Raw genomic sequence first — 25,263 nt, 5'->3', positions numbered from 1 at the left:
GGAGCGCTAATGACCTACAACCCTTTGAATGATGGTCCAGACTGGACTTTTGAAAGGTTAGAATTGTATCAAGCCGAGATTGCGCGCGTTGCTGAGCACTATCGACTTGATACGTATCCAAATCAAATCGAAGTGATCACAGCAGAACAAATGATGGATGCCTATTCAAGTGTAGGCATGCCCATAGGTTATGCACATTGGTCCTATGGCAAAAAATTCATTCAAACAGAACAAAATTATAAACGCGGTCAAATGGGACTGGCGTATGAGATAGTCATAAACTCAGATCCGTGTATTGCCTATCTTATGGAAGAAAATACACTGCCAATGCAAGCGCTCGTTATGGCACATGCTTGTTACGGGCATAATTCGTTCTTCAAAGGCAATTACCTATTTAAAACATGGACTGATGCATCATCAATTATCGACTACTTGGTATTTGCTAAGAACTACGTTGCTGAATGTGAGCAAAAGTACGGCATTGAAGAAGTTGAAAACTTATTAGACTCCTGTCACGCCTTGATGAACTATGGAGTGGACAGATATAAACGTCCGCAACAAATTTCCTTGTTTGAAGAACAAAAGCGTCAAAAAGAGCGTGAAGACTATCTACAATCACAAGTGAACGAACTTTGGAAAACGATTCCTCAAAGCAAGCAAGAAGACACTGAAAACTTACCTCAGTTTCCTTCTGAGCCTCAAGAAAATATACTCTATTTTATTGAAAAAAATGCCCCACTACTCGAACCCTGGCAGCGAGAAATCATCCGTATCGTACGTAAAATATCACAGTACTTTTACCCGCAACGACAAACGCAAGTCATGAATGAAGGATGGGCAACATTTTGGCATTACACCATTCTTAATCATTTATATGATGAGGGTAAATTGAGTGACGCCTTCATGCTTGAATTTTTACAAAGCCATACAAATGTCGTTTATCAACCGCCTTATAACAGCAAGTTTTATTCTGGCATAAACCCTTATGCCCTTGGGTTTAACATGATGGTCGATATTCGGCGTATTTGCGAAAACCCAACAGCGGAAGACAAAGAGTGGTTTCCTGAATTTGCAGGCAAAGACTGGCTCGATACTTTACATTTTGCAATGGAGAACTTTAAAGATGAAAGCTTTGTGAGCCAATTTTTGTCTCCTAAAATTATCAGAGATTTCAAATTATTTACGATATTGGACAAAGAGTCGTCTCCTCACTTAGAAGTCAAAGCCATCCATGATGAAGTTGGCTATCAAAAAGTCAGAAGCAGCTTATCAGCACATTATAACCTCAGTAATAATGAGCCCAATATTCAAGTGTACAAAGTAGATGTACGCGGAGATAGGTCACTTACTTTACGTTACGTGCCTCAAGATAAGATACCTTTAGCGGAGTCAAAGATTGAGGTGCTAAAACATTTATACCGACTTTGGGGTTTTGAGGTAAGATTAGAACAAGTAGAAGATGATGGTAACATTACTTTGCTAGGCCAATGTCCTCCAGCTAATGACGACAAAGAGTAATCAGACAACACACGAGCGTTTAGTCGTGTGTTGTCTTTTTTATATGTATTTCAAAAACCCGCCACGATAGCTATCAGAGCGCTCATACAAGCAAAATATATAGACACTTACGTCACTTGTTTTTAAATAAAGTGGGAATACTTATATCTGTGCTACTCACCTCCTTTTATAGACATAGCAACCTGTATTTTTGTACTTTTAGCAGGCCTATTCGTATAAAAGTAACGGCAAATCCATGTCTAGATACTCTATTTCTAATGGGTTTTTGTATGTAGAAAGTGGATACTATTTCACGCTTATGGCTTAACTAGTGTGGTTTCCTGGTCAAAAGCACATAAACTCGTCTTCAGGAAAGGCAAGGTTCACCCAATGGCGAATAAACACAAGCGAAAAATAAGATTTATCATTTTGAATAGACAGTAAGGCATGAAACCAAACGAGAACGTACTGGCCATTGTGCTTACAATCATATAAAGCACAATGGCACCATAAAATCCTAATTAATCTTGTAATATGGTAAAAAAGACCAATTCTCTACTGAGACATAGAAGGATCGTAAACTGTCACTTTATTTCTACCCGTTTCTTTTGAGTGGTATAACGCGGAATCCGTTGCCTCAATCCACTGTTCGTGTTTTTCAAAAGCATCGTCGTAACACGCAATGCCCAAACTCACGGTTAGCTTTATCTCTTTATTATCATAATAAATTACTGAGTTTTCGATCATACTGCGTAAACGTTCAGCGAAAATCAACGCGCCATCTGCATCGGTATCTACCAAAGTCACAGCGAACTCTTCTCCACCATAACGGCCTGCTACATCTGTCTCACGCAAGGTTTTTTTCAATAAATCTGATAAATGACGAATTGCTTCATCACCGCCACTGTGACCATATGCATCATTAATCTTTTTAAAGAAATCAATATCAAACATAAGCAAACAACTCGAGCCTTTGTTGCGTTTAAGACGCTTGAACTCAGTTCTTGAGCACTCTTCCCAGTAGCCCCGATTAGACAATTTAGTCAGCGCGTCAGTACGACTCATTTCTTCTAATGTCTTATTCGCTTTTTCCAACTCAAGCTTATTCATCGCTTCGTCAGTGACATCATATAAAATAACGCAAATATGACCGACTTCCCCTGTTAATGTGGTCAATGGAATAAAAGTCGCATTTTGATACATGTATTCCGCTTTACCCGTTATCGGTCGATAGTTTTTGAATTTAAATATGTAAGGCTGCTGTTCCCATATAGTAAATGATCGATTTTTTAGCACAAATACAGGCTCAGCCTTACCTCTAAACCAAGATTCATCAATGCTAGGAAATAAATCAAATACATCTTTGTCTTTAACAGCACTGGGCAGCAAGCCCGAATGGTTTTCCATAAAGCCGTTCCAAACACACACTCGATAGTCTCTGTCTAAAACGACTAAGCCAACATCTACCGTGTTAAACATATCCATCAACCAATGGATTTCATTCATATCAAAATCGGATGCAGGCATAATTCTAATCTTCTAATAAGTATGCGACTTTGTATCTCAACGTCTTCAGAGAGTCTTCTGTGAACAATAACATCAAATCGCAGTTAATATTATGGTGTTCAATTCCGTAGCTAATTTCAATTGCTAATGTCCTTTGCCACCTTGATTTGTTGGCTTTAACCAACTCCGAAACTTCACAATGCTGGCCAAGTACAACTGGGTGACCTTGGCTAAATGGCATATCAAGCTGTTTTGAAAGGCCTGTTAATATTGCCCCAATCAAAATATTGCTTATATCCATCAACAATTCGAGCTCAACCTTTTGATTTAGCTCACCGTCGTACTTCATTAATGAAGCAATTTCTTTAAAGCTGGAGTCGTTTAGTAACAGTAAAGCCTCACCAGAGACACCACCACCGATAAAGCCTTGGCATACACCAGAGGTCGACGCGTTAGCATCTATGGCTTGCAAAGCCATGTGTAATTCATTAACTTCAAGAACGTTGACATTGGGGATAGGTAGCTCAACAAAAACATTAAGCAATCTAGCCAATAAATCACCAGCTTGCCCCATGGCAACGTTCGCTATTTCTTGATAAATATCACGAAGTTCAGGTTCTACTTGTTCACCGAGCTTATGCACTAAGCTTTCGCGAATAGCCTTGTCCTTAATGCCATGCTGAGTAATGATTTCGTCAAGTTTATCCGCATCACAAGGCTTGCGGATAAAATCAATCGCGCCTAGCTCCATAACTCGTTGGTGAGCATTTGGTTGAATATCCCCAGATACCACAACAGTTAGCACATTGAGATCTTGTTCTTGTATCGCTTGCAGCACCTCATAGCCATCCATATGGGGCATATTCAAATCTAAAAAAAGTATTTCCGGTGAGATCTGTTTAATTTTTTCAATACAATCCAATCCATGTTCTGCAAATTCAACTTTAATATCCCAGTCATCCGGCAAAGAGCGCGCGAGCTGCCTTCTTGCAAGTTTTGAGTCATCACAGATTAGGACGGGTGTAGACATAAAAGCCCTCTATTTATCGGGTGCACTACCCAAAATTCTAATTATAGTTATCAAACAGCAGTGTTTAGATTAAATATGTTAATCAATGCATGATTAATTTACAATCCAAAATACTACCAAAGCTTGGTTATATAAAATCAGTATAATACACTGTCGTGAATTGCGAAAAATTTAAAAAGGAATACGTTATGCGTAGAGTCCCCTTTATTACAACAGCTCTATTCGCTTTTAGCTGTTTTTCAGTAAGTGCCACGCTTGATGAGAATCAACTAGATAAGGGTAAGGTCACTGCGGGTGGCAAGCCTGTTACTTTACTTGGCTCTGGCGTTGCAATTGGTGATCAAGCGCCAAACTTTAAGGTTGTGAATGCAGACTTCACCCCTGTCTCTTTGTCAGAGTTTGAGGGAAAAGCGGTATTGATCAGCGTAGTACCTAGTTTAGACACTGGCATTTGCAGTCTACAAACAAAGTACTTTAATGAAAAAGTTGCAAGTGAGTATCCAAATATTGCAATGCTCACAATAAGTACTGACTTACCATTTGCTCAAAAGCGATTTTGCAAGCAAGAAGGCGTAGACAAAGTTCAAACTCTGTCGGACGCGGTTTGGCGTAACTTTGGTGAACAATACGGCCTATTGATAAAAGATATGGGCTTATTGAGCAGAGCGGTGTTTATCTTAGATAAGAATCACAAAGTAAAATACAAACAGCTGATTAGCAATTTGGCGTCTGAACCAAACTATGAGGAAGTGATAGGTACATTGAAAACGCTTTAATTCAATTCAACGACGCCTAATATAAATAACAAAAAAGCACTCAATAGAGTGCTTTTTTAGTTGCTTTTAGTCAGCTACATTATTTGCTTAAATCTAGCATCAACTTATTCAAACGTGTAACAAATCCAACCGGGTCCTTTAAGCTACCACGTTCAGCTAATAGCGCTTGATCAAGGAGTACTTCAGACCACTGTGCAAACTTATCCTCATCTTGTTCATCATTGAGGTGTTTAACCAGCTGATGCTCTGGGTTAAGTTCAAATATTGGCTTACTCTCTGGCGCAGATTGACCAATAGACTCCATTAGCTTTTGCATTTGTGAGCTCATATCATGATCATCAACAACTACACACGCCGGAGAGTCTGTTAAACGGTGTGTGAAACGCACCTCTTTAACCTTATCACCTAATGATTCGGTAATACGCTCAACAAGGCCTGCAACTTCTTTTTCACTCTCTTCTTGTGCTTTTTTAGACTCTTCATCTTCTAGATTCCCTAAGTCTAAATCGCCACGTGTAATTGATTGGAACTGCTTACCATCGAACTCGGTAAGATGACCCATCATCCACTCATCTACACGATCTGACATAAGAAGTACTTCAATGCCTTTCTTGCGGAAGATTTCTAAGTGAGGAGAGCTCTTAGCTGTTGCAAAGCTGTCTGCAACTACATAATAAATCTTATCTTGACCCTCTTGCATACGCTCAACATACTGAGCCAGAGACACATTCTGTGTACTTTCATCCGTATGTGTGGAGCTAAAGCGAAGTAACTTAGCAATGGCCTCTTTGTTTGCAGCATCTTCTGCAGGGCCTTCTTTGATCACTTGACCAAACTCATTCCAGAAAGTTTGATATTCGTCTGCTTTATTCTTGCCCATTCTATCAAGCATTTTCAATACACGAGACGTACAGCCTTTGCGAATGGCTTGTGTGATCTTATTGTCTTGAAGAATTTCACGAGACACGTTAAGCGGAAGATCATTAGAGTCAAGTAAACCTTTAACGAATCTAAGGTAACTTGGCATAAATTGCTCAGCATCATCCATAATAAATACACGCTGAACGTATAATTTTAAACCTGTTTGACGGTCACGATTCCAAAGGTCAAATGGCGCTTTTTTAGGTATATAAAGTAAACTTGTGTACTCAGTTTTACCTTCTACCTTGTTATGTGCCCAAGTAAGTGGTTCTTCCCAGTCGTGACCGACATGCTTATAGAACTCTTTATATTCTTCTTCTGATACTTCTGACTTATCGCGAGTCCACAGCGCTGTCGCACGGTTGATTGCTTCCCACTCTCCAGGCTGTGCTTCTATTTTTTCTCCATCTGGACCTTCAGATTCAGGCACAGGCGCCTTAAACATCTCCACTGGGATAGAAATATGGTCTGAGTATTTAGTGATAATTGAGCGCAAGCGGAAGTCATCTAAGAACTCATTTTCATCTTCACGTAAGTGAAGCACAATTTCAGTACCACGGTCCGCTTTTTCAATTTCAGCAAGGCTGTACTCGCCTTCCCCTTTAGATTGCCATTCTACTGCAGATTGTTCACCCGCTTTTCGCGTACGAACAGTTACTTCATCAGCAACAATAAAAGCAGAGTAAAAACCAACACCGAATTGACCAATCAACTGGGAGTCTTTAGCCTGATCACCTGTTAAGTTTTGGAAAAATTCAGCGGTACCCGATTTTGCAATGGTACCCAAAGAATTAATTACTTCTTCGCGAGTCATCCCGATACCATTATCCGAGATAGTAACTGTATTTGCGTCTTTATCAGCACTCACTCTCACTTTTAATTCAGCATCGCCCTCATAAAGGTCACCGTTTTGAAGCGCTAAATAACGCAACTTATCTGCTGCATCAGAAGCATTCGACACTAATTCACGTAAGAAAATCTCTTTATTTGAGTATAAAGAGTGGATCATAAGACTTAATAGCTTACCTACATCTGTTCCAAACTGATGGTTTTCTTTGTTTTTAATATCAGACATCGACTATATCCTAATCTAATTGGCTCACAGGCTTTAACCTGGTAATCGTTTTATGAAAAGATATATTGTGATGAGACGTGGTATTTCAAGAGGGGGAGTTAAATTTTTTTATGAAGTTTTGTTTAGCTTTCTAAGATAGACGGTGACGCTGCTTTTGTACCGCACTCGCACAGAAGCGAGCGCCGTACACAGCTATATATGAGTCAGGGATATTATGCGCTTTTATGATTTTCAAAAGCGTCTGGTTGCACGTCACACTGCTCTAATAACATTAAAAAGTTTGGCTTACCAAATAACATCATAACATCAAGCAGTTGTGAAGCAGAAAGTTCAGTCTTACCCGATTCCCAATTAGAAATAGTCGCTTGATCAACCGGAGTAACAAGGCTCTTACCTAGCTGTGCTTGAGTCAAGTTCATATCTTGGCGCAATCTGCGTATCGTCATTTGAATATAACGTTTTGCGTCTTGTGTCTGGGCTCTGCGAGAGCGCTCATTTCTAGAGATTATACTCATAACATATCCATATTGTTTACATCAAAGTTCCGATATAAAACTCACTTATGGCTTATAGCACTTTTATATCAGAAAAAATGATTAAATTAACCCCGACCCAATTAGACAACTTATAACATTTGATGTAGGCTATCTGGGTCAACTGAGTAAATAATTGATCGGATTGGGTTATATGTCAACATCTTTTGCAACAAGACTGAAACAACTTCGTGTTTCCTTAGAGGAATCTCAAATAAGTTTTTCTGAAATATTAGATATACCTACAGCCTCTTATCGCAAGTATGAGAAAGGTGAACGTGAGCCTACGCTATCTGTAATCGAAAAGTTTTTTACCCATCCATTAACACAAAACCATGCATGCTGGTTAATAACGGGTGAGGAGCGACCCAATGCGGACACTTCCAATACCCAAATGACACCACCAGATGTAACCCAATCGTATAACAAAGACTTTGAATCAAAATTCATTCAGACAGCAAAAGAAAGCCTTTTATTTATCTGCCACTTAGGTTGGTTCAAAAGAGGGAAAGAAGTAAACTTTGAGAGTTGTGGAAAAATCTTACTGAGAGATTTAGAACCTTTTTTAGATAAAAATGCAGGTTCGCAACAAAAAAAGGTAAGTTAGCTTACTCACTAAACAATTAACTTGATATATCGCAGTGCTGATATATCGAATTGATCATTTAACAACTTTGAGCTTACCTTTTTCTGGTTTATCGTCTTTAGACTTTATTTGATAGTCCTTTGAGTCATCCCTAAACCCTTCAACACGCTTCAATGCTAGTTGAACAGCATCATGCTTCGTGGTGTCATTATCTAACTCAAGTGCTTTACCAAGGTCCATTACAATCTCATATGCCTCATCATAAAGCGCGTTAGGCACTTCTTCATCAACTTTTGGCTTGATAAAAATACCTCTTATTTTCTCTTCAAGCTTTGTTAAATTATGGCCATTTATAATAGCAGCCAGAATAAAACAAATAACGAGGCAATGTATCAAAAGAATAACGATAAGAAATGGCATACTAGTATTCCTTTGCGTACTTTCTTAGCATGTATATGTTAAAAGGATATTGCGCAACCAATAGTATTTGCGTGGTAAGCAATAAATATATCGCTATGTTGTAATATACATTGAACATACTGATGTCTAGATAACCATGGAGTGTAAGTTGCAGCGTTTTTATAATCATTGAAGTCAAAGACAAATAACAAGCATATCTAGCAACAGGTGAAAACGTACATTCTCTAATTGCGTGTAATAAAGTTAACGCAATGATGAACGACGCGTTACCACATGCCGAAATAAAGTAATAGATCTGTCTTCTGATCATTTTATCCATTTGTAATTCAAATAGATAATCAAGGAGATGCTGAAACAAAAGAAAACTAGCAACAGTAGCCAATGCAGTTAAAAAGCAAGAGTGTAATTCGTGATCAGACTTATTTTTTAAACTTTTATGTCTTGCAAAAAAAAGCTCCAACCAACGCTCTTTAAAAAGATAAAGAAAACTTATAACGACTAAAGAACCAACCCCCATTAGGGCTAGAACCAATATCTCTAAAAAATCATTCATAAAACCAAATTATCGTTTTTAAGTGCTAAGGTAATTACAAACAAAGTACTGCGAAAGATGAGTTGTGGCATTGTGGTTATGCGTTGCTATCAAAACCAGCACCTTCAGCTAAACCATGAAAAGATTTCTTTAAATAGTCGGGTTTAACCTCGATATTGCACAATGCACGTATTACTTTACTACCCATAAGTTGGCTTTCTTATCACTTGGTATTTTATGTTCTATGTCATTCAATGATTCAAGCTCATGCTTAGTATCCTGTTTTTGATCCCTGAATGCTTCCACACGCTTAAACACACTCTTTACTCCATTGTATTTGACCATATCATTGGTGCATTCCAATACAACAGCAAGATCATCAATTATCTCATAGGCTTGATGGTAATCCTTTTCTGATATTTCTTCTTCTTTAGGTGCCTTGTCTCGTACAATCACATTTTTTATTTTTCTTTCTAGAAAATTCAAACTGTGTCCTTTAATTATCACAGTTATACAAATAGCGATAACAAGAATATAAAGCAATGTAGCAGCGATGAGCATTATCACGATGAAAACCTTATTATATCTAGCTAGCTAAGGTAAAAGACTAAATTTGCTTGCTTTTTAAACTTTTAAGCAACCCGTAAAAATTAAAGCAAAAAAGTGAGTTTAAATAACAACGATTTAGACAAACCTAGTCAGTTAAAAACTATCAGTCATCCGATAATAAATTTCTCCATACCTAATTGCAACTTTTAATTTTACAACTTGTAAACAAACTTGTATGAGAGACTGTATTTAATACAACACAGGATAAAAGCTGGTCTACTGGCATAGTAAAGCAGCTTATAAAACGATGATCACAATAGCTTTCGACCAGAAAACGCATGCATCAACGTCATACCATCGACCAAATCTAGTTCTCCGCCTACTGGCATTCCATGAGCGATACGAGAAGCCTTCACATTGAAGTTGTTACACAGTTCAGCAATATAGTGCGCCGTAGCCTCACCTTCTACAGTTGGATTGGTCGCAAGAATAACTTCCTGAATTTGCCCATTTTGAAGGGTTTGTTGTAGTTTATCTAATCCTATTTCTTGCGGACCTATCCCATCTAACGGCGATAAATGACCCATTAGCACGAAGTACAAACCGGTATATTGCCCAGTTTGCTCAATCGCCAGGACGTCTGTTGGTGATTCCACTACACATAATAAGCCGGTATCCTGACGTTTAACGCTTTGACAAATATCACATACAGGTGTTTCAGAGAAGGTGCGACAAGACTCACAATGTCCAATGTCTTGCATTGCTTGAGTGAGGCAGCTACCTAATTGAGAACCACCGTCTCGGTCTCTTTCTAATAAATGAAAAGCGATACGCTGAGCAGACTTAGGACCAATACCAGGTAAGCATCTTAAAGCTTCAACTAAAGCGGCTAGTTTAGGTGATAACTGCATATTTCCTCTAATAGGTGGTAAACACACCAATTACTTTTATCTAAAACGCGATGATAAGGCATCGCGCGCTTGATTGAAAGGTATCGAGGTAGTGCTAACACCTAATGCCCAAAAATCATCTGATAGCGCCTATTATTTGCCCGTACTTAGCTTAGAAAGACTTTTTGACGAGTTAGACCTTAATAAAAATGCAACCAATACACCACTGACAAAACCAAATAAGTGACTTTCACTACTTACATTGTCTGAGAAATCAAATAAAGTTCCAATAAAATTGATGTTTGCGTAGTAAGTTGCCAAGGCCAACACAACTAAGCTCAGTACACTCAGCAGGTTTCGCTGAAAAAGCGCCACTCCCACTAAATAACCATAATACCCCATTACAACACCCGAAGCGCCTATATGATTACCACCAGCTGCAAACAGCCAAACAAATAAGCCCGTCAATAAAATAATACCTAAACTTGCAGTCTTAAAATTTGGTAACCGGCTAGCCAAATAGCCACAAATCAATAACCCAACTAGATTTCCACCTAGGTGTGACCAAGAATCATGAACAAAAGGCGCCGTAATGATACCAGTAAAGTGATATTGGCTGTGCGGAATGATACCTAACCTATCAACTGATAACCCAATTGTATCTATAAGCATTAGAGCAATCATAATCAAAGATGCATATACAACATATCTAAAATTAGGTGGGAACAGAAAATTCGAAAGGCGCATTACAAGTTGTCTTACTGTCTGATAGGTATGAAATAATAAAACAGCCTGCGGAATAAGTCTTCAAAATTAATAGCAAACACAAACTCCATCGAGAGTTTAGAAGGCAATAAACCTTAAACTGAACTCAGTCCCAGATGATGTATTCGTGCCTTCATAGATGTAAAAGGTCAAGATAAGTAAGCGCAGGTTAAACGCATAAAATTGGAGCTAGGAGGTTGACCCAAGCTAGGTCATCATGATTTCAAGAGATTACACTCTCAATCAAAACACAGAAATGAAATTGCGGCTCAACTAGATCTAGGGAAGTCCCAACATGACCACAGCCATACAGCCGCAATTTTAAAAAGGATTTTACCCCTTAGAATGGCATTTTAAACCCTGGTGGCATCTGCATTCCACCAGTTACATCAGACATGCGCTTTTGTGTCTCTTCGCCTACACGACGAACAGCATCATTTACCGCAGCGGCAAGTAGATCTTCAATCATGTCTTTGTCGTCTTCCATTAGGCTTTCATCAATTTCTACACGACGAACATTGTGGCTACCAAGCATAGTTACCTTCACAAGACCAGCACCAGCTTCACCAGTTACTTCTAAGCTTTTGATTTCTTCTTGGGCTTTTTCCATGCGCTCTTGCATTTGCTGAGCTTGCTTCATGATATTGCCCATTCCACCTTTAAACATAGTGTACTCTCTTACTTCAATAATTTAATTGGCTAAAAGATAAAGTCTATTGTACTCAATTACAATGCCTTTACCGATTTTTCGTTTACCACCGCATCAAATTCAGCCACCATTGTCTGGATAATAGGGTCTGAATTAACGGCATCAACAGCTTCTAAATATCGCTGTTGATCAATATCTTGCTGTATTAAGAATGGCGTAGATTGCACCTGCTCAACAAACTCCATTTGCAATTCTACTGGCTCACTTAATGTCAACGTAAATGACTGTTGCAATTTATCTCTGAGCATGGGCGAGTCTAAATGCTGTTGACTTTGCTCAGCCTTTAATACACACACATTGCCCTTTTTCTCGTACATTGCATGCAAAGCAAATTGCCTAACACGACCACTGAGGGCCATTTTCTCGATTAAATTTGCCCAGTCGTCTTTTTCATGAGCAAATTTCAAACTACTAATAGGGCTAGTAAAGTTCTCAGGCACAGGCATCTCAATCACATGCTCTTGCTCGTCAACTTTGGCAGGAGCCGGTGATAGCTGTTCCAGTAACTCTGGCGCTAACTTACTTTCGTCTTTTTTAAAGCGTTCTGATATTTCAGGCTTTTTAGTGAGCGCAGTTCCAGGTGCATGAGGCCTAGCAGAGATTGGAGCTTGATCCGGTACTCTGGAGTCCGCAACTGGCAAGTTGTTTGATGCCTGTTGTTCAGGTCGCTGATCGTGAGCAGGGACAGAAATAGCTTGAGTATCACGATTCGCCCTACTCGGCTTTTTTGGCGCTTCACTGCCCCCTAATAACTTCCCAGCACCGGATATCTGTCTATTTTGTAGAATTTTTGCAATAGCGGATTGCGCTTGGCCTTGTTTCTGAGCATAGAGTTGGCCTGACGTTGCATTGGCAGATGCTTGAGCGGTGTTTTCAGGCACGCTATCACTCGCCGTCATGGACTCGTTAAAACCCTGTGCCGTCGCTTGCGCCATAATGTCATTATATTGTTGCTCATATTCAGGCGGCGCAAAGTCTGCATTCATTGACACTCTTTGAGAAGCTGCTTCTGTAGACCTTTGCACTGATGCACTTTGTTGCGGTGCGTTGTTAATCGGCTCTGCCTGCGGCGCTTGCGCTGGCATAGCTTGCGGTGCATTGTGCATCGGCTCTGCCTGCGGTGCTTGTGCTGGCATAGCTTGCGGTGCATTGTGCATCGGCTCTGCCTGCGGTGCTTGTGCTGGCATAGCTTGCGGTGCATTGTGCATCTGCTCTGCCTGCGGTGCTTGTGCTGGCATAGCTTGCGGTGCGTTGTGTGTAGGTGCTGCCTGCAGCGCTTGCACTGGCTCAGCCTTATGCTGGGCCAAATGCGTTTCTGTTGCGCTATTTAATGTTTTTTTTTGGTTATTATTTAATATGTCACGCAATGCACCAGCTTTGGACTTTTTATCTTGCCCTTGATTTAGCGACGCTGCAGGAGCCGGTCCCACTTGAGAAAAGTCAGTACCTTCAAAGGCGAGCAATCTGAGCATCACCATTTCAAAGCCTAATTTAGCATCAGGTGCCCAGCTTAAATCTTTTTTTCCGCTCAATAACAGTTGATATAACAGCTGTGCTGTTTGTGGCGAAATTTGCTCGGCTAGTGTCTTTACTTGTTGCTGATCAAATTGGCCAACATGCGCAGCTTGCGGCACAAGTTGTGTCAATTGAACGATATGCAACAACGCAATGAGATCATCGATGACACTTACAAAGTTACCATTTTTCAATGCAATATTTTCGACTTCAGTCATCAAAGCACTACCGTCTTGGCACAGTATTGCACTCATCAATAACATCGCGTGCGCGCTGTCCATTAACCCCAACATCTGCTGCACTGCAGCTACTGTCAAATGGCCATTTGTTTGTGCAATGGCTTGATCTGTCAAACTTAAAGCATCACGCATACTGCCATCAGCAGCCTTTGCCAAGACACTTAACGCATCATCCTCAAACTGGAAATTTTCTTTTGGTAAAATCTTGGCCAACTGCTCAACAATTTGACCTTTCGCCATTGCATTTAAATTAAATTGTAAACAGCGAGATAAAATCGTTATTGGTAACTTTTGTGGATCCGTTGTGGCCAGTAAAAACTTAACATGCTCTGGAGGCTCTTCTAGCGTCTTGAGTAAAGCATTGAAGCTATGCTTAGACAACATGTGTACTTCGTCGATAAGATAGACTTTGTAACGCCCTCGCGTTGGCGCATATTGGACGTTATCCAATATCTCTCTCGTGTCTTCAACTTTTGTTCTGGATGCCGCATCAATCTCAATCAGATCAATGAATTTACCAGCCTCTATTTCTTCACAAGTACTACATTGCCCGCAAGGAGTAGACGATATACCTTCCTCACAATTCAAACTTTTAGCAAAGATCCTAGCAATAGTCGTTTTGCCTACACCGCGGGTGCCAGTAAACAAATAAGCATGATGTAACCTTTGCTCATTTAAGGCATTTATCAACGCCTGCTTTACATGTTCCTGCCCCATCATTTCATGAAATGATTGAGGCCGCCACTTTCTTGCTAAGACCTGATAGCTCATTAATACTACTCGCCGTCGAATTCTACTAATTTTAGAATATTAATACCCAGTGCGGCTACTCGCTCTTCACCACCCAATTCAGGTAATGAAATGACAAAAGCAGCATCAGTTGCTTTGCCACCCAATCGAGAGACTAGCTTAGCTGTCGCTTCAATCGTACCACCGGTTGCCAGTAAATCATCTACTAGTAATACTTTATCACCTTCAACCACGGCATCAGTGTGAAGCTCAAGAGTATCCTCTCCATATTCTAGCTGATAAGACTGGCTGATCACTTCTCTTGGCAATTTGCCAGGTTTACGCACAGGAATAAAAGGGATCCCAAGCGCTAACGCAAGCGGTGCACCAAAAATGAACCCGCGAGACTCAGTACCAATGATTTTATCAAATCCTTGGTCCTTATATGCTGCTACAAACGCATCCATCGTCGCTTGAAATGCTTCAGGGTTGGCAAGTAATGTAGTTACATCTCTAAACATGATGCCTGCTTTAGGATAATCAGGCACGGTTGCGATGCTATCTTTGATCAAAGACAAGTTTTGTTGTGTCATAATCGTTCGGTTATAAGGTTTATTATAGAAAGGAGATGATTATAACAAGAAAGGATCGACTTTAAACTGGAATGGACAAAAATCGACGAAAAAACGACTAAAGGTTCAATAAATGGGCCAAACTAGATGAATTAGTGACCCGCCCATTATTGTTGTTACCCTATGGCAATATTATTTAGAAGTTTAGCCACCTAAAGTAGCCCAACCTAGTATCGCATTTAAACACCCAACAACCACAAAAAGCACTATAAAAGCTAAAAAGTACTTTATATTAAATGGATCTTTACGTTCAGAATTAGACATGAGGGTTACCTTTTTAGAAGCCTTGAACCGATATAAGGAAAACAAGGCATTAGCACAAACACTCGCTATTTTAGTGTAAGTCACGCCCTCAATAAAGCTGAATTGTTCTTTTTATCAACAACAATCCCTAACGCAGTAAATTGCTGAAGTGTTTGCAATGCGCCAGCTGATAATTGCTCAGCACTAAACCCCGATATCTGCTGAGCTATTTGTGCACTTAACTGTAAAATACTGACTCCAGGATTTTGTTCGACACTCGCCAATAACAAACTCGTCATCGGGTTAAGTGCTATAAATTTCGTTTCTTCTTCATGGTCTCGGTACACAACAAAACCATAAGGTCCGCCTTCAGGCTCGGTCGGCTGGAAATCCGCTTGGATTTGATGAACTGGAAAGTTGTATTGGACGCATTGCGCAACACTTGAAAGATATAAGGGATCACTTTCCTCAATAAGTTCATCACGAACACGGTCATTCGGATTGCGCTTTAATATAGACACGTTGAGTTCTACCCACTCATAATGAGCCAATTCATACATAAAAGCGGGATCACTCTCTGATGGCTGATACGTATATTCTAAATAACGGAGAAACTCCAAGCTTATCTCTAAAAAGTATGGACTTTTGCACGAGTGTTGAGCAAAAAACTGCCTCACAAGACTGTGCCATTCACAATGACTGTATAGACTTTTCAATACTGGGAAAGCTGAAGCAATAAACCCCTCTATATTATTAAAAAATAACTCTCTATAAACCTTCATCCTCCGCTCTTCAACATCCGAGGGTTTTGCCGCATTATCAGGGTCTTTGATATGTGCTACAAATGAAGCCTGAACCTCTTGGAATGACATTAAGCTATCCCCTTTTGCGCATGTTGAAAGGAAGTTTGAGCGTGATGTATTTGCTGTACCTCTTCAAGCAACACCTCATAAGGCGGAATGTTGAAATCACGTTCTAATAGTGTTGGGAAAAGGCCATGAACTTCATAGGCTTTATGTAATAACTGCCAGACAGGATCACACACATCAGCTCCATGTGTATCAACGAGCAGGTCTTTATCCTCCTCATAGTGGCCAGCAATATGCCCATATGCAATACGTTTTGTAGGCAATGCGGATAAAAATGCGTGCGCATCGTATCCATGATTAATCGAATTTACATAGATATTATTAACATCCAAAAGTAAATCACAATCAGCCTCTTGCAATACTGCCAAAGTAAATTCAAGCTCGCTCATTTCTTGACCTGGCGCCGCATAATAAGACACATTCTCCACTGCAATGCGCCGTTCCAGCCGTTCTTGAACCTCAGCAATTCGTTTGGCGGTATGCATAACTGCCTCTTCAGTAAACGGAATGGGCATCAAATCATACATATGCCCATTACCCGAACAATAGCTGAGGTGCTCGCTGTAACACTTAATTTTATGCTGTTCAAAAAACACTTTTAAGTTAGCAATGAACTCCGTATCAAGTGCATCAGTAGAGCCAAGTGATAATGACAAACCATGACAAACAAAATTATGCTGTTCGGTCAGTTGCGCAAATTGCGCACCAAACTTCCCTCCCAGTGTCATCCAATTCTCTGGTGCAACTTCGTAAAAGTCGACCAAATTAGAGGGGTGTTGCAGTGCATCGTCTAACATCTCTCTGCGCAGACCCAAACCCACGTCGCCAAAAGCTTTATTCATTACCACTACCTTAGTTTTCTCTTTCTATATGACGCTAAACTTAGACTTAGTGGCTGCCACCACATTTACCTTCGCCGCACTTGCCTTCTTTATTTTTAGCGCTGCCACCACATTTACCTTCGCCGCACTTGCCTTCTTTACTTTTAGCGCCACCACATTTGCCTTCGCCGCATTTACCTTCTTTGCTTTTAGCGCCGCCACACTTGCCTTCGCCGCATTTACCTTCTTTGCTTTTAGCGCCGCCACACTTGCCTTCGCCACATTTACCTTCTTTATTTTTGGCATCACCGCCGCATTTACCTTCACCACATTTACCTTCGCTCGCATCCAGCTGATAGCCAGCTGTTAAAACTTCATAAGAAAACGGGTTTGCAGACGCCTCGCCAGAAGCTAAAGCCGCAGTGCTCGCAACTGCTGCACTCAAAGTTAGCGCTAGGGAATTTTTCTTTACTGTATTCATAATTATTTCTCTCAATCATTAATTCGGGTTCATTTAATAGACCCTATTACCTAAAAACAAATTTCAAAGTTTTTCTTTTTTGAGTGTAGAGCCACACTTCGTGGGTACTTAGAGTATGAGGAACAGATAAGATTTATATTAATAATTCGCTCCATCTCATATAGAATAGCCCGAATTTTACTTTGGTGCAGTACTGATGAAACTTATATTGGCCCCGATGGAGGGCGTTGTCGACTTTAAAATGCGTGAATTACTTACCGACCTTGGCGGATTTGACCTTTGCGTCACCGAGTTTGTGCGTGTTGTTGACCTAACCTTACCAAGAAGAGTTTTCATTCGATATTGTCCAGAGCTTCTCAACGGGGGACTAACTCGATCAGGCACCCCTGTCAGGATACAGTTATTAGGCCAAGTGCCCCATGTACTTGCTGCCAATGCTAGAAAAGCCGTTAAGCTCGGCTCGCATGGTATTGATTTAAATTTCGGCTGTCCTGCTAAAACCGTCAATAAAAGCAAAGGCGGTGCTGTACTACTTAAAGAGCCGGAACAAATTTATCAGATTATTAAAGCTGTTCGCGAGGCCGTTCCTGAAGAACATGTAGTCAGTGCCAAAATCCGATTAGGATTTGATGATGATGCTAACAGTAGTGAAATCGTTGATGCGGTTCAGAGCGCAGGGGCATCCAGCTTAGCCATTCACGCAAGAACTAAGCGGGATGGTTATCGGCCTCCAGCCTACTGGGAAAAAATCCCTCCCCTATTGGAAAGATTAACCATACCTGTTGTTGCTAATGGCGAGATTTGGCAAGTAGACGATGCGATCCGATGTCAGCAACAAAGTCAGTGTCAAGATCTGATGCTGGGTCGCGGCGCCCTTGCCACGCCTGATCTTGCAACAAAGATAAAAGCCCATGTGAAAGGTCAGGCATATAAACCATTAGAGTGGCAAGAAGTGGTTTATCATATCGTTAACTCCTCCATGCACCAGGATGAAAATGTCAGTGAAAAGTATTTTTCTGCCAGAACAAAGCAATGGCTTGGCTACTTAAAATTACAATACCCTCAAGCCCACGATTTATTCGAGGAAATTAAACGTCTAAAAGCAAAGTCAGACGTCGTTAATGTATTACAGAAATATGCAAAATCTCCGTCACTTGATTCAAATCATAACATCTAATTGACTCTGCAATAGATAATGGGCATTCAGAGGAGAACCTGCCCATGAATGAAAATCTACTAAAGCAATGCCAAGTAAAGTTGAGAGAGGAGCTTGTTCAGACGCGAGCAAGCTTTGTCCGAGATTTAAGAACAAATACGAACCCAGTCATTTTAGAACTTGCGAAGGAATTAGAAAGTACGTCTCCTTCAGACTGGATTGATAGCATTAATGAAAAAATATGTCCAAGCCAATTTCCCAGTTATCAGAGGCTAGTACAAATTGAAGCAGCATTATGCCAAATTGATATAGGCCAATTCGGATTTTGCTGCGACTGCGAAAAGGAAATTGAAGATGAACTGTTAGAACAAGATCCTGCGACACAAAGGTGTGCTCAATGTTGCCCAAACAAAGTACCTATAAATGCTTAAGTTGATCTAAATACGCAAGAATCGTAGCGGGATAAAATACAATACTTTTCAGTAACGCATAGGCTTGCGCTTCATCCAGGTTTAATCTTGTTTGTAACCTATGCATTGCTTGCTGCTGAGACCAAGAAAAAGCATGTACACCTAAGTCCACCTCTGCTATCACTGCAACAACATGTAGTAGATTTCTATCGGTCTGCTCCTTACACTGTTCGATTGTTTTACGAATATCGATAAAATGATCACGCCAATTAAGCCCCATAACATGTTCACAACCAACATCTAGTAACGCAAGCGCAGTAGGTAGTACAGACGAAGTAAGAAGCTGTTTATCAGTTGTGATCTCTTTCGGCGCACCTTCTATCACTGTGCTTAGTAAACGAGCCAAATCATGGGGAGAATTTACATCACTCGTATAATAATTTAATTTACTTTGATACCACTCGGACCCGTTAGGAAGCTGAGATAAACCAATCCCAGAGCGGACTCTATATTGCTGTAGAAACACAGTCAGTGCTTCTTTCTCATTGCTTTGATGTTTAGTTGTACCGAGATAGGCAAGCAACTGCGCCTTTTCAATTCTAGAAAGCAGTATGTTGCTCTCCCTCGCACTTGCTAGCCGCATTTGAGTGCGCTTAAGCCATGCATCGACTTGTTGGGGAGTAAAATACTTTAAGGCTTTCTCTACGATGTTAGCCTGCACCGGCCAACCTAAATATCGCTCTGGGTAACGCTGTTGGATTGTCAAATAAGTTAGGGTATTTTGATCATTGAGGGCTAACTGAGCCTTATCAAGTGAGTTCAATAACGCATTTCGTCGGGCTAAATATAACTCATCATAAGGCAAGATCTTTTCTATACTTGCGCTTGTACTGTTCAACATGAACCAATTGAGAGATTGGGTTCGCTCCTCAAATTGTTTCACATTAATCCGCACATCCGGCTCACCACAAGCGCCTAAAAATAGCACACTTGATAGTACAGCTATCATGCCACTAAGCCTCAACATATTATCTCCATAAATATCATGCTTTCTACATTAATAGGTAATCGATTGTTAACCTAGATCACGAGAACCATCAATGCCTTGTTTAAGATAAAGAGACGAGTCATGCCCCTTTGTGTACTACTCACCAACTTAGAATACGTGTAAATCTAGCCTGCAAGTGTACGCAAATCTATCAAAATAAACATGTTTTGAATCAAACTTTGGAGGGAGCAATAAAAAAGCCCCTTTCGGGGCTTTTAAATTAAAGACTGATGCCTTTACGCTGTGCTTTTTCTTTGATGAAAGATGCCCAGCTGCGAGCAAATCTACGAGTCTTAGGGTCTTCTTGAGCCTTAATAATCGCACGATATGCTTGCTTGTACTTTTCTTGATACAGATAAGCTTCTGCTAAGTCAGAGTAGATTGTACCCTTTTTCTTAGAGCCCAGCTCAAGCGCTTTGTTTAAGCGAACAACCGCGGCTGCGTATTGAAGGTCTTGCAGCAATAAGCTACCCGCCTTTCTATACAACTCCGGATCGTTTTCAAACTTAGCTGCTTCTTCGTAGTATTTCGCTGCTTTATCAATGTTCTTCGCTTGGTGGAAGTAACTTGCTACCGCAGTCACATTTTGCTTTGTGCGCTCAATGTGTTTGTTTTTAATCGCCTTTTCAAAGGTAATAGCTGCTTTGTAAGGGATATCATTCAAAGAATAGTAACTACCAAGAATCTTGTAGTGGTTCTCTTTTTCGAAATAGCCTTTTTCATATGCAATTTCCATCACAGTTTGACCTTTACGGTACTGCTCTGTTTGCATATAGAATGAACCTAGCTGAGTCCAAACTTGCTTATCTTCAGGGAAAATTTTAACAAGTGTTTCAGCAACACTAACTGCATTCTTATACTGTTTTAGTTCAAAATATGAACCAATTTTCAGCATGTAGTATGACTTGTTAGGTTCTTCAGTATTTAGGGCAATCGCTTGATCAGCAGGCTCAATTACATCAGCAAACTTTTTAAGTTCATAGTTTGCTTGTGCAATACGACCGTAAACTTTAGCGTCTTGTTCGCCGGTAAAGTCCATCCAGTCGTAATAAGATTTTTTAGCGCCTTCGTATTGCTCAGTACCTATTAATAGGTCACCAAGTAACTTCAGTAGATCTGCGTGATCTTTGAAGTTAAGTACATCAGGAGCTACTGCTTGACGAATATACTTGATAGCCGTTTTATACTCTTCTTTTTGAGCATAAAGGTTACCTAAGTAACGATTAACCGTGGCTTTATCAAAATCATCTGATGCATCGATTTCAAGAAGTAAAGTGATCGCTTCATCAACTTTATCTTCGTTGTAAAGGTCAAATGCTTTAATAACCTTTTTACCAACACGCTCACCCATGACTTTTGTCTTCGCATTTTTGCGCTCTTCGATCTTTGCTGGATCTGGTGCTGCAAATGCTGCGGTGCTTAAAGCACCGCCAGCTAGCGACATCATCAGAGCAAGAGCTGTTGCTTTTGACATCTGCTTCATATCTTACTCCTTAGTCCTGGTTAAGGTTGAAATCAAGTTGAACCTGAATGCCATATTGTTTTTCTGGTTTACCATCAACAATCTTTGGTCTGTACTTCCACTTACGAAGTGCACGTTGCGCTTCACGGTTGAAAATACGCTTTGGTTCAGCTGCGATAACTTTAATATCTTCTACACCACCTAGCTCATTGATTGTAAATTCAAGCTGTACCCAGCCTTCTTTACCATCACGCGCTGCTTGCGGTGGGTATTTAGGTTCAATACGAACGATAGGTGTTGCATCACCATCACGACCGAATTCACCCGGGCCACTTAGACCACCTGCCGTACCACCAATACTGATGCTAGGCATGTTAAAACCGATTGCACCAGCAGCAGGGTTTGATGTCTCTGGCTGTGGCGGCTGCGGCTTAGGCGGCTGCTTTGGCGGTGGAGGAGGTGGAGGCGGTACACGCTTCCTCTCCTGCACGTCTGATTCAGGCGGATTCGACATAATCTCGACTATGATCTCTTCTTTCTGATTGTCTGCCCTTTCAGCTCCACCGGAGATAAGGTAAGACATGAAGAAGAATAAGCCGAAAGTTACTGCCCCACCTGCTAGAAGTGAAAACAGAAATCGAATCATTACTTAGCTCCAGCTATTGAAATCTTCAGTCCGTCATCAGTTGCCTTGATTTGGTCCATTACCTTCACAACAACACCGTGTTTAGCGCCTTTATCCGCTTGGATAATGACAGTTTCAGTTTGTTGTTCAGCTAAAAGGTTTTCAAGGTTAGCGCTTACACGCTCAACATCGACTTGACGCTTGTCCATCCAAATCTCGCCGTTTTCACGGATAGCGATAAAGATGTTTGCATTTTTCTTAGTTTGAGCCTGTGCAGCTTTTGGCTTTTTAACTTCAATGCCTGCCTCTTTAACAAAAGAGGTAGTTACGATGAAGAAGATCAACATGATGAATACGATGTCAAGCATCGGCGTCATATCAACTGCCGCTTCTTCTTCTTCACGAAAACGCTGTTTACGTGCCATATTTATATCTCTCTCTAGTGATGTGGCAAACTATCGATAAGTTTTTCTTTAGCCATTTTTGCTCTCGCCTCAAGACGAGTGCTAAAGAATACACCTGATAGTGCCGCAACCATTCCAGCCATTGTTGGTATCGTTGCCATTGAAATGCCTGACGCCATCAAACGCGGGTTACCAGTACCTTGTGTAGCCATGGTTTCAAATACTGAAATCATACCTGTTACTGTACCTAGTAGACCGATTAATGGACACATTGCAACCAATGTCTTGATAATCAACATACGCTCATCTAATTTTTCAGACGCTTCAGAAACCCATGCTTCACGGATTCTGTGTGCGTACCAAGATGTAGTATCTTGGCGGGCATCCCATCTAGCTACAATCCCCTTATGCATTCTAGGGAACTCAACTAATAGGAACCAATAGCGCTCAATCATTAATACCCACATAAGAAAGAGTGCCATTGCGACAACGAATAGTACGTCGCCGCCTGTAGCAACAAAATCCCTGATAGATTCCCACGTCTCCACCAGGACTAGCATTATGCTTTCTCCTTCTCCGCGTGCGCAGCAACGATACCCGCGCTTTGCTCGTCAAGAATGTGTAGGATTGATTTACTACGACCAGCCACAATAGCGTGAAGTAGGATTAATGGTAGCGCAGCAATTAGACCAAGTGCTGTAGTAACAAGTGCTAGAGAGATGTTACCTGCCATGATCTTCGGATCACCAGTACCGAATAGAGTGATTGATTCGAACGTCAAGATCATACCAACAACCGTACCTAGTAGACCTAGTAGTGGTGCGATAGCTGCAAGGATCTTGATGATGTTGATACCAGCTTCAATGCGAGGCGTTTCACGTAGAATTGCTTCGTCAAGTTTAAGCTCAAGGTTCTCAACGTCTTGGTTCTTGTTGTCATGGTACACTTTCAAGATACGGCCAAGTGGGTTGTTGTCACTTGGGTTGTTAGCGTTCTTGATTTGAGATTTGATTTTCGCACCAACAAGCATTAGGTCAACAAAACGAACCAATGCAATAAGCGCACCTAGTGCTAGTAATGCAGTGATGATGTAACCTACTGTGTCACCTTGGTGCCAACGCTCTTCAACACTCGCTTTTTGCGTGTTTAGGCGAAGGATAGCACCACGAGTTGGGTCAACTACGAAAGGTACGTAACCAGTTGCAGGTGTATTAAGAAGGTCGCCGATAGTCGCAACAACGTTAGAAGCAGGCTGCTTACCTAGAGGAACAATTGCTTTGTTCTCTACGTCGTATACAACATAACCGTCTTGAGTGATTAGGTTGAAGTTACCGATACGAGTAACTGGCTTAACATTGATGTCACCGCTTAGCTCAGCTACTTCAGCTTCGAAAGTAGATGTCTTTGCAGATTCAGTCATTTCAGTTTGGAATGCAATCCAAAGCTCTTCTAGTTCACGTGTAGTTGGTAGCTCTTTAGCAGCTGCTAGAGAACGAAGTACTTCAGCACGTCCCGGCTTTTCAGCACTTACGATTGACGCTTCGATTGAACCGATAGCATCTGCCGCTGAACGACGTACAACACCGAACATCTCACCAAGAGTACCCTGTGCATTTACTAGCTCAGTTTCTTTCTCAGCAAGTGTAACTTCGTTTTGCTTGAATTGTTTGTTAAGACGCTCACCACGTGCTTTTTCAGCAGCTAGGTCACGCTTAGCTTTGTTAAGAAGAGCTTGCTTGTCAGCGCGCTCAGACAAGAACTCTTGCTCACGAGCTTTGTTAATTTTACCTTCAGAAATACGGTTCTGTTTAACTTGCTCAAGGATCTTATCTAGTGCTTCCGTGTTTGCATGTGCATTCAACGCGGCACCAGCAGAAACTGTTAATGCTGCAGCAACTGCAAAACCTTTAAATAGTTTCTTCATGTTTTATTACTCCGCGCCAAAAATAGGAAGTTTAACTAGTTCAGGGGCAGCCTGACCACGTGCGATACGGATCATGTCTTTAACAGGCTTAAGGTACTCTTCACCTAGCGCTTGCCACTGCTTTGCAGTGTTGTCCCAAACCCATGCATTCTTTTGATCGAATGATTGAGCAACGTATGCAATACGACCTAAACGTGCGAAGTCAACGTTGATATTTTTACCGTTGATTTCCAGTGAACCTTGAGATGCAGTCATTGCAGTACCATACGCAGTTTCAACTGTGTATGCTTCAAGCACCTGACGGTATTTCTCTGAAGTGGTTACTTTTGCGTTAGAAAGTGTTTCGCGAAGTCTTTCAACACGCTCTAAACGCTTTTCTGTATCAAACGGGACGTCCGCTTTGATGAATTGCTCGAGTGTATCAATCATGCGATACATCAAAGGCACAACGTCTTGCTTAGTTTTATCAACTGTTGCGATCTGACGCTCTAGAGACTCAATATTTGCATTTTGATCCGCTACCAAACGTGCAACGTGGTCGTTGTATACTTTTAGAAGCTCTGTTTCATCTACAGTCGTGCGATAATCGGCAATCATTTCGATTGACTGACCGTAAATTTTATCAACTTTTTCTTGAGACTTTTGAGCAGCCTTTTGAGTTTGCTGACCTACTTTCTGTATGTCATTCAAAGGATCTGCCATCACATTGCTGCTTGCAAAAGCTGCGGCGCCAAATAACGCTGAAGCTACAAGACTCTTTCTGATTTTAACAGACATAGTTCCCAACCAATTAAGTAATGTTACTTTTATAATTTTTGCACTCTACTAGAGAAGAGTACCCCGGATACCTTTTTAGAAGTATCAACCGTGCAATAATGCTAAATGCATTTGCCCATGTCAACTTCATGTTCAAAAC

Annotated in this window: 27 protein-coding genes; 5 read left to right on the top strand and 22 right to left on the bottom strand. The window is 40.9% G+C overall.

Annotation, left to right across the window (positions count from 1 at the left end; translation table 11 throughout):
- Window positions 1-9: 9 nt before the first annotated feature.
- Window positions 10-1,518 (top strand): SpoVR family protein, encoded by a 1,509-nt coding sequence (locus N473_RS05700; RefSeq protein WP_063367095.1) that lies wholly within the window; start codon window positions 10-12, stop codon window positions 1,516-1,518.
- Between the two features lie 534 nt (window positions 1,519-2,052).
- Here the strand turns inward: N473_RS05700 and N473_RS05695 are convergent.
- The gene (locus tag N473_RS05695; protein WP_039607781.1) at window positions 2,053-3,024 is read right to left on the bottom strand and encodes a sensor domain-containing diguanylate cyclase; all 972 of its coding nucleotides are present in this window, start codon (window positions 3,022-3,024) and stop codon (window positions 2,053-2,055) included.
- 4 nt (window positions 3,025-3,028) lie between these two features.
- Window positions 3,029-4,033, bottom strand: coding sequence for a response regulator (locus N473_RS05690; protein ID WP_063367094.1), 1,005 nt, complete (start codon window positions 4,031-4,033; stop codon window positions 3,029-3,031).
- Between the two features lie 188 nt (window positions 4,034-4,221).
- Here N473_RS05690 and tpx point away from each other — a divergent pair, with 188 nt between their 5' ends.
- Complete coding sequence (gene tpx / locus N473_RS05685; protein WP_063367093.1) at window positions 4,222-4,809, top strand: thiol peroxidase; 588 nt, start codon at window positions 4,222-4,224, stop codon at window positions 4,807-4,809.
- Between the two features lie 79 nt (window positions 4,810-4,888).
- Here the strand turns inward: tpx and htpG are convergent, their stop codons facing one another.
- Window positions 4,889-6,805: a molecular chaperone HtpG gene (gene htpG, locus N473_RS05680; protein ID WP_063367092.1), complete on the bottom strand. Its 1,917-nt coding sequence runs from the start codon at window positions 6,803-6,805 to the stop codon at window positions 4,889-4,891.
- 212 nt (window positions 6,806-7,017) lie between these two features.
- Window positions 7,018-7,320 carry a helix-turn-helix transcriptional regulator gene (locus N473_RS05675; protein WP_039607777.1) on the bottom strand — a complete coding sequence of 101 codons (303 nt, stop codon included), beginning with the start codon at window positions 7,318-7,320 and terminating at the stop codon, window positions 7,018-7,020.
- 172 nt (window positions 7,321-7,492) lie between these two features.
- On the opposite strand from N473_RS05675, the gene N473_RS05670 reads away from it, so the two are divergent.
- Window positions 7,493-7,945, top strand: coding sequence for a helix-turn-helix domain-containing protein (locus tag N473_RS05670; RefSeq protein ID WP_063367091.1), 453 nt, complete (start codon window positions 7,493-7,495; stop codon window positions 7,943-7,945).
- 54 nt (window positions 7,946-7,999) lie between these two features.
- On the opposite strand, the gene N473_RS05665 is transcribed toward N473_RS05670, so the two are convergent.
- The 11 genes from N473_RS05665 to N473_RS05615 all read right to left on the bottom strand — a co-directional run bounded on the left by N473_RS05665 (window position 8,000) and on the right by N473_RS05615 (window position 17,318).
- Window positions 8,000-8,344, bottom strand: coding sequence for a hypothetical protein (locus tag N473_RS05665; protein ID WP_063367090.1), 345 nt, complete (start codon window positions 8,342-8,344; stop codon window positions 8,000-8,002).
- A gap of 1 nt (window position 8,345) precedes the next feature.
- Window positions 8,346-8,663, bottom strand: coding sequence for a hypothetical protein (locus N473_RS26095; RefSeq protein WP_155735533.1), 318 nt, complete (start codon window positions 8,661-8,663; stop codon window positions 8,346-8,348).
- A gap of 405 nt (window positions 8,664-9,068) precedes the next feature.
- Window positions 9,069-9,443 (bottom strand): hypothetical protein, encoded by a 375-nt coding sequence (locus N473_RS05655; protein ID WP_063367088.1) that lies wholly within the window; start codon window positions 9,441-9,443, stop codon window positions 9,069-9,071.
- A gap of 293 nt (window positions 9,444-9,736) precedes the next feature.
- Entirely contained in the window at window positions 9,737-10,336 is a 600-nt protein-coding gene (recR, locus tag N473_RS05650) for a recombination mediator RecR (protein WP_063367087.1), read from the bottom strand.
- 132 nt (window positions 10,337-10,468) lie between these two features.
- Window positions 10,469-10,987 carry a rhomboid family intramembrane serine protease gene (locus tag N473_RS05645; protein ID WP_231099526.1) on the bottom strand — a complete coding sequence of 173 codons (519 nt, stop codon included), beginning with the start codon at window positions 10,985-10,987 and terminating at the stop codon, window positions 10,469-10,471.
- A 433-nt stretch (window positions 10,988-11,420) separates the two neighbouring features.
- Window positions 11,421-11,747, bottom strand: a complete 327-nt coding sequence (locus N473_RS05640) for a YbaB/EbfC family nucleoid-associated protein (protein WP_039607771.1) — start codon at window positions 11,745-11,747, stop codon at window positions 11,421-11,423.
- A 59-nt stretch (window positions 11,748-11,806) separates the two neighbouring features.
- Window positions 11,807-14,314: a DNA polymerase III subunit gamma/tau gene (gene dnaX / locus N473_RS05635; protein ID WP_063367085.1), complete on the bottom strand. Its 2,508-nt coding sequence runs from the start codon at window positions 14,312-14,314 to the stop codon at window positions 11,807-11,809.
- Between the two features lie 5 nt (window positions 14,315-14,319).
- A complete protein-coding gene (apt, locus tag N473_RS05630; protein WP_039607769.1) occupies window positions 14,320-14,865 on the bottom strand; it encodes an adenine phosphoribosyltransferase in 546 nt (181 codons plus the stop codon).
- Window positions 14,866-15,248: 383 nt separating this feature from the next.
- Entirely contained in the window at window positions 15,249-16,019 is a 771-nt protein-coding gene (locus tag N473_RS05625) for a DNA-binding domain-containing protein (protein ID WP_063367084.1), read from the bottom strand.
- A complete protein-coding gene (locus N473_RS05620) occupies window positions 16,019-16,858 on the bottom strand; it encodes a DUF692 domain-containing protein (RefSeq protein ID WP_063367083.1) in 840 nt (279 codons plus the stop codon). Before N473_RS05620 ends, N473_RS05625 begins: the two co-directional genes overlap by 1 nt.
- A gap of 46 nt (window positions 16,859-16,904) precedes the next feature.
- Window positions 16,905-17,318 (bottom strand): hypothetical protein, encoded by a 414-nt coding sequence (locus tag N473_RS05615; protein WP_063367082.1) that lies wholly within the window; start codon window positions 17,316-17,318, stop codon window positions 16,905-16,907.
- Between the two features lie 196 nt (window positions 17,319-17,514).
- On the opposite strand from N473_RS05615, the gene N473_RS05610 reads away from it, so the two are divergent.
- The gene (locus N473_RS05610; RefSeq protein WP_063367081.1) at window positions 17,515-18,495 is read left to right on the top strand and encodes a tRNA-dihydrouridine synthase; all 981 of its coding nucleotides are present in this window, start codon (window positions 17,515-17,517) and stop codon (window positions 18,493-18,495) included.
- Window positions 18,496-18,539: 44 nt separating this feature from the next.
- A complete protein-coding gene (locus tag N473_RS05605; protein WP_063367080.1) occupies window positions 18,540-18,905 on the top strand; it encodes a TraR/DksA family transcriptional regulator in 366 nt (121 codons plus the stop codon).
- Here N473_RS05605 and N473_RS05600 read toward each other — a convergent pair.
- From N473_RS05600 to N473_RS05570, 7 genes are all read right to left on the bottom strand, one after another.
- Window positions 18,892-19,911: a hypothetical protein gene (locus N473_RS05600; protein WP_063367079.1), complete on the bottom strand. Its 1,020-nt coding sequence runs from the start codon at window positions 19,909-19,911 to the stop codon at window positions 18,892-18,894. The two genes, N473_RS05605 and N473_RS05600, sit on opposite strands and share 14 nt — an antisense overlap.
- A gap of 241 nt (window positions 19,912-20,152) precedes the next feature.
- Complete coding sequence (locus tag N473_RS05595) at window positions 20,153-21,415, bottom strand: tetratricopeptide repeat protein (RefSeq protein ID WP_063367078.1); 1,263 nt, start codon at window positions 21,413-21,415, stop codon at window positions 20,153-20,155.
- Between the two features lie 10 nt (window positions 21,416-21,425).
- The gene (locus N473_RS05590) at window positions 21,426-22,040 is read right to left on the bottom strand and encodes an energy transducer TonB (protein WP_063367077.1); all 615 of its coding nucleotides are present in this window, start codon (window positions 22,038-22,040) and stop codon (window positions 21,426-21,428) included.
- On the bottom strand, window positions 22,040-22,444 hold the full coding sequence (locus tag N473_RS05585; RefSeq protein WP_023402250.1) for an ExbD/TolR family protein: 405 nt from the start codon (window positions 22,442-22,444) through the stop codon (window positions 22,040-22,042). The genes N473_RS05590 and N473_RS05585 overlap by 1 nt, the downstream gene beginning before the upstream one ends.
- Window positions 22,445-22,458: 14 nt before the next feature.
- Window positions 22,459-22,983, bottom strand: a complete 525-nt coding sequence (locus tag N473_RS05580; protein WP_039607761.1) for a MotA/TolQ/ExbB proton channel family protein — start codon at window positions 22,981-22,983, stop codon at window positions 22,459-22,461.
- The gene (locus N473_RS05575; protein ID WP_046356384.1) at window positions 22,983-24,347 is read right to left on the bottom strand and encodes a MotA/TolQ/ExbB proton channel family protein; all 1,365 of its coding nucleotides are present in this window, start codon (window positions 24,345-24,347) and stop codon (window positions 22,983-22,985) included. Before N473_RS05575 ends, N473_RS05580 begins: the two co-directional genes overlap by 1 nt.
- Window positions 24,348-24,353: 6 nt before the next feature.
- Window positions 24,354-25,124, bottom strand: coding sequence for a DUF3450 domain-containing protein (locus tag N473_RS05570; RefSeq protein ID WP_039607759.1), 771 nt, complete (start codon window positions 25,122-25,124; stop codon window positions 24,354-24,356).
- Window positions 25,125-25,263 lie beyond the last annotated feature (139 nt).

This window comes from Pseudoalteromonas luteoviolacea CPMOR-1, from assembly GCF_001625685.1.
GTDB lineage: Bacteria > Pseudomonadota > Gammaproteobacteria > Enterobacterales > Alteromonadaceae > Pseudoalteromonas > Pseudoalteromonas luteoviolacea_K.
This window is presented reverse-complemented; position numbering and strand designations above follow the sequence as displayed.

Coding starts and splice junctions, on each gene's coding strand:
- N473_RS05700 (WP_063367095.1), top strand. CDS start 10: ATGACCTACAACCCTTTGAATGATGGTCCAGACTGGACTTTTGAAAGG.
- N473_RS05695 (WP_039607781.1), bottom strand. CDS start 3,024: ATGCCTGCATCCGATTTTGATATGAATGAAATCCATTGGTTGATGGAT.
- N473_RS05690 (WP_063367094.1), bottom strand. CDS start 4,033: ATGTCTACACCCGTCCTAATCTGTGATGACTCAAAACTTGCAAGAAGG.
- tpx (WP_063367093.1), top strand. CDS start 4,222: ATGCGTAGAGTCCCCTTTATTACAACAGCTCTATTCGCTTTTAGCTGT.
- htpG (WP_063367092.1), bottom strand. CDS start 6,805: ATGTCTGATATTAAAAACAAAGAAAACCATCAGTTTGGAACAGATGTA.
- N473_RS05675 (WP_039607777.1), bottom strand. CDS start 7,320: ATGAGTATAATCTCTAGAAATGAGCGCTCTCGCAGAGCCCAGACACAA.
- N473_RS05670 (WP_063367091.1), top strand. CDS start 7,493: ATGTCAACATCTTTTGCAACAAGACTGAAACAACTTCGTGTTTCCTTA.
- N473_RS05665 (WP_063367090.1), bottom strand. CDS start 8,344: ATGCCATTTCTTATCGTTATTCTTTTGATACATTGCCTCGTTATTTGT.
- N473_RS26095 (WP_155735533.1), bottom strand. CDS start 8,663: ATGGATAAAATGATCAGAAGACAGATCTATTACTTTATTTCGGCATGT.
- recR (WP_063367087.1), bottom strand. CDS start 10,336: ATGCAGTTATCACCTAAACTAGCCGCTTTAGTTGAAGCTTTAAGATGC.
- N473_RS05645 (WP_231099526.1), bottom strand. CDS start 10,987: ATGCTTATAGATACAATTGGGTTATCAGTTGATAGGTTAGGTATCATT.
- N473_RS05640 (WP_039607771.1), bottom strand. CDS start 11,747: ATGTTTAAAGGTGGAATGGGCAATATCATGAAGCAAGCTCAGCAAATG.
- dnaX (WP_063367085.1), bottom strand. CDS start 14,314: ATGAGCTATCAGGTCTTAGCAAGAAAGTGGCGGCCTCAATCATTTCAT.
- apt (WP_039607769.1), bottom strand. CDS start 14,865: ATGACACAACAAAACTTGTCTTTGATCAAAGATAGCATCGCAACCGTG.
- N473_RS05625 (WP_063367084.1), bottom strand. CDS start 16,019: ATGTCATTCCAAGAGGTTCAGGCTTCATTTGTAGCACATATCAAAGAC.
- N473_RS05620 (WP_063367083.1), bottom strand. CDS start 16,858: ATGAATAAAGCTTTTGGCGACGTGGGTTTGGGTCTGCGCAGAGAGATG.
- N473_RS05615 (WP_063367082.1), bottom strand. CDS start 17,318: ATGAATACAGTAAAGAAAAATTCCCTAGCGCTAACTTTGAGTGCAGCA.
- N473_RS05610 (WP_063367081.1), top strand. CDS start 17,515: ATGAAACTTATATTGGCCCCGATGGAGGGCGTTGTCGACTTTAAAATG.
- N473_RS05605 (WP_063367080.1), top strand. CDS start 18,540: ATGAATGAAAATCTACTAAAGCAATGCCAAGTAAAGTTGAGAGAGGAG.
- N473_RS05600 (WP_063367079.1), bottom strand. CDS start 19,911: ATGTTGAGGCTTAGTGGCATGATAGCTGTACTATCAAGTGTGCTATTT.
- N473_RS05595 (WP_063367078.1), bottom strand. CDS start 21,415: ATGAAGCAGATGTCAAAAGCAACAGCTCTTGCTCTGATGATGTCGCTA.
- N473_RS05590 (WP_063367077.1), bottom strand. CDS start 22,040: ATGATTCGATTTCTGTTTTCACTTCTAGCAGGTGGGGCAGTAACTTTC.
- N473_RS05585 (WP_023402250.1), bottom strand. CDS start 22,444: ATGGCACGTAAACAGCGTTTTCGTGAAGAAGAAGAAGCGGCAGTTGAT.
- N473_RS05580 (WP_039607761.1), bottom strand. CDS start 22,983: ATGCTAGTCCTGGTGGAGACGTGGGAATCTATCAGGGATTTTGTTGCT.
- N473_RS05575 (WP_046356384.1), bottom strand. CDS start 24,347: ATGAAGAAACTATTTAAAGGTTTTGCAGTTGCTGCAGCATTAACAGTT.
- N473_RS05570 (WP_039607759.1), bottom strand. CDS start 25,124: ATGTCTGTTAAAATCAGAAAGAGTCTTGTAGCTTCAGCGTTATTTGGC.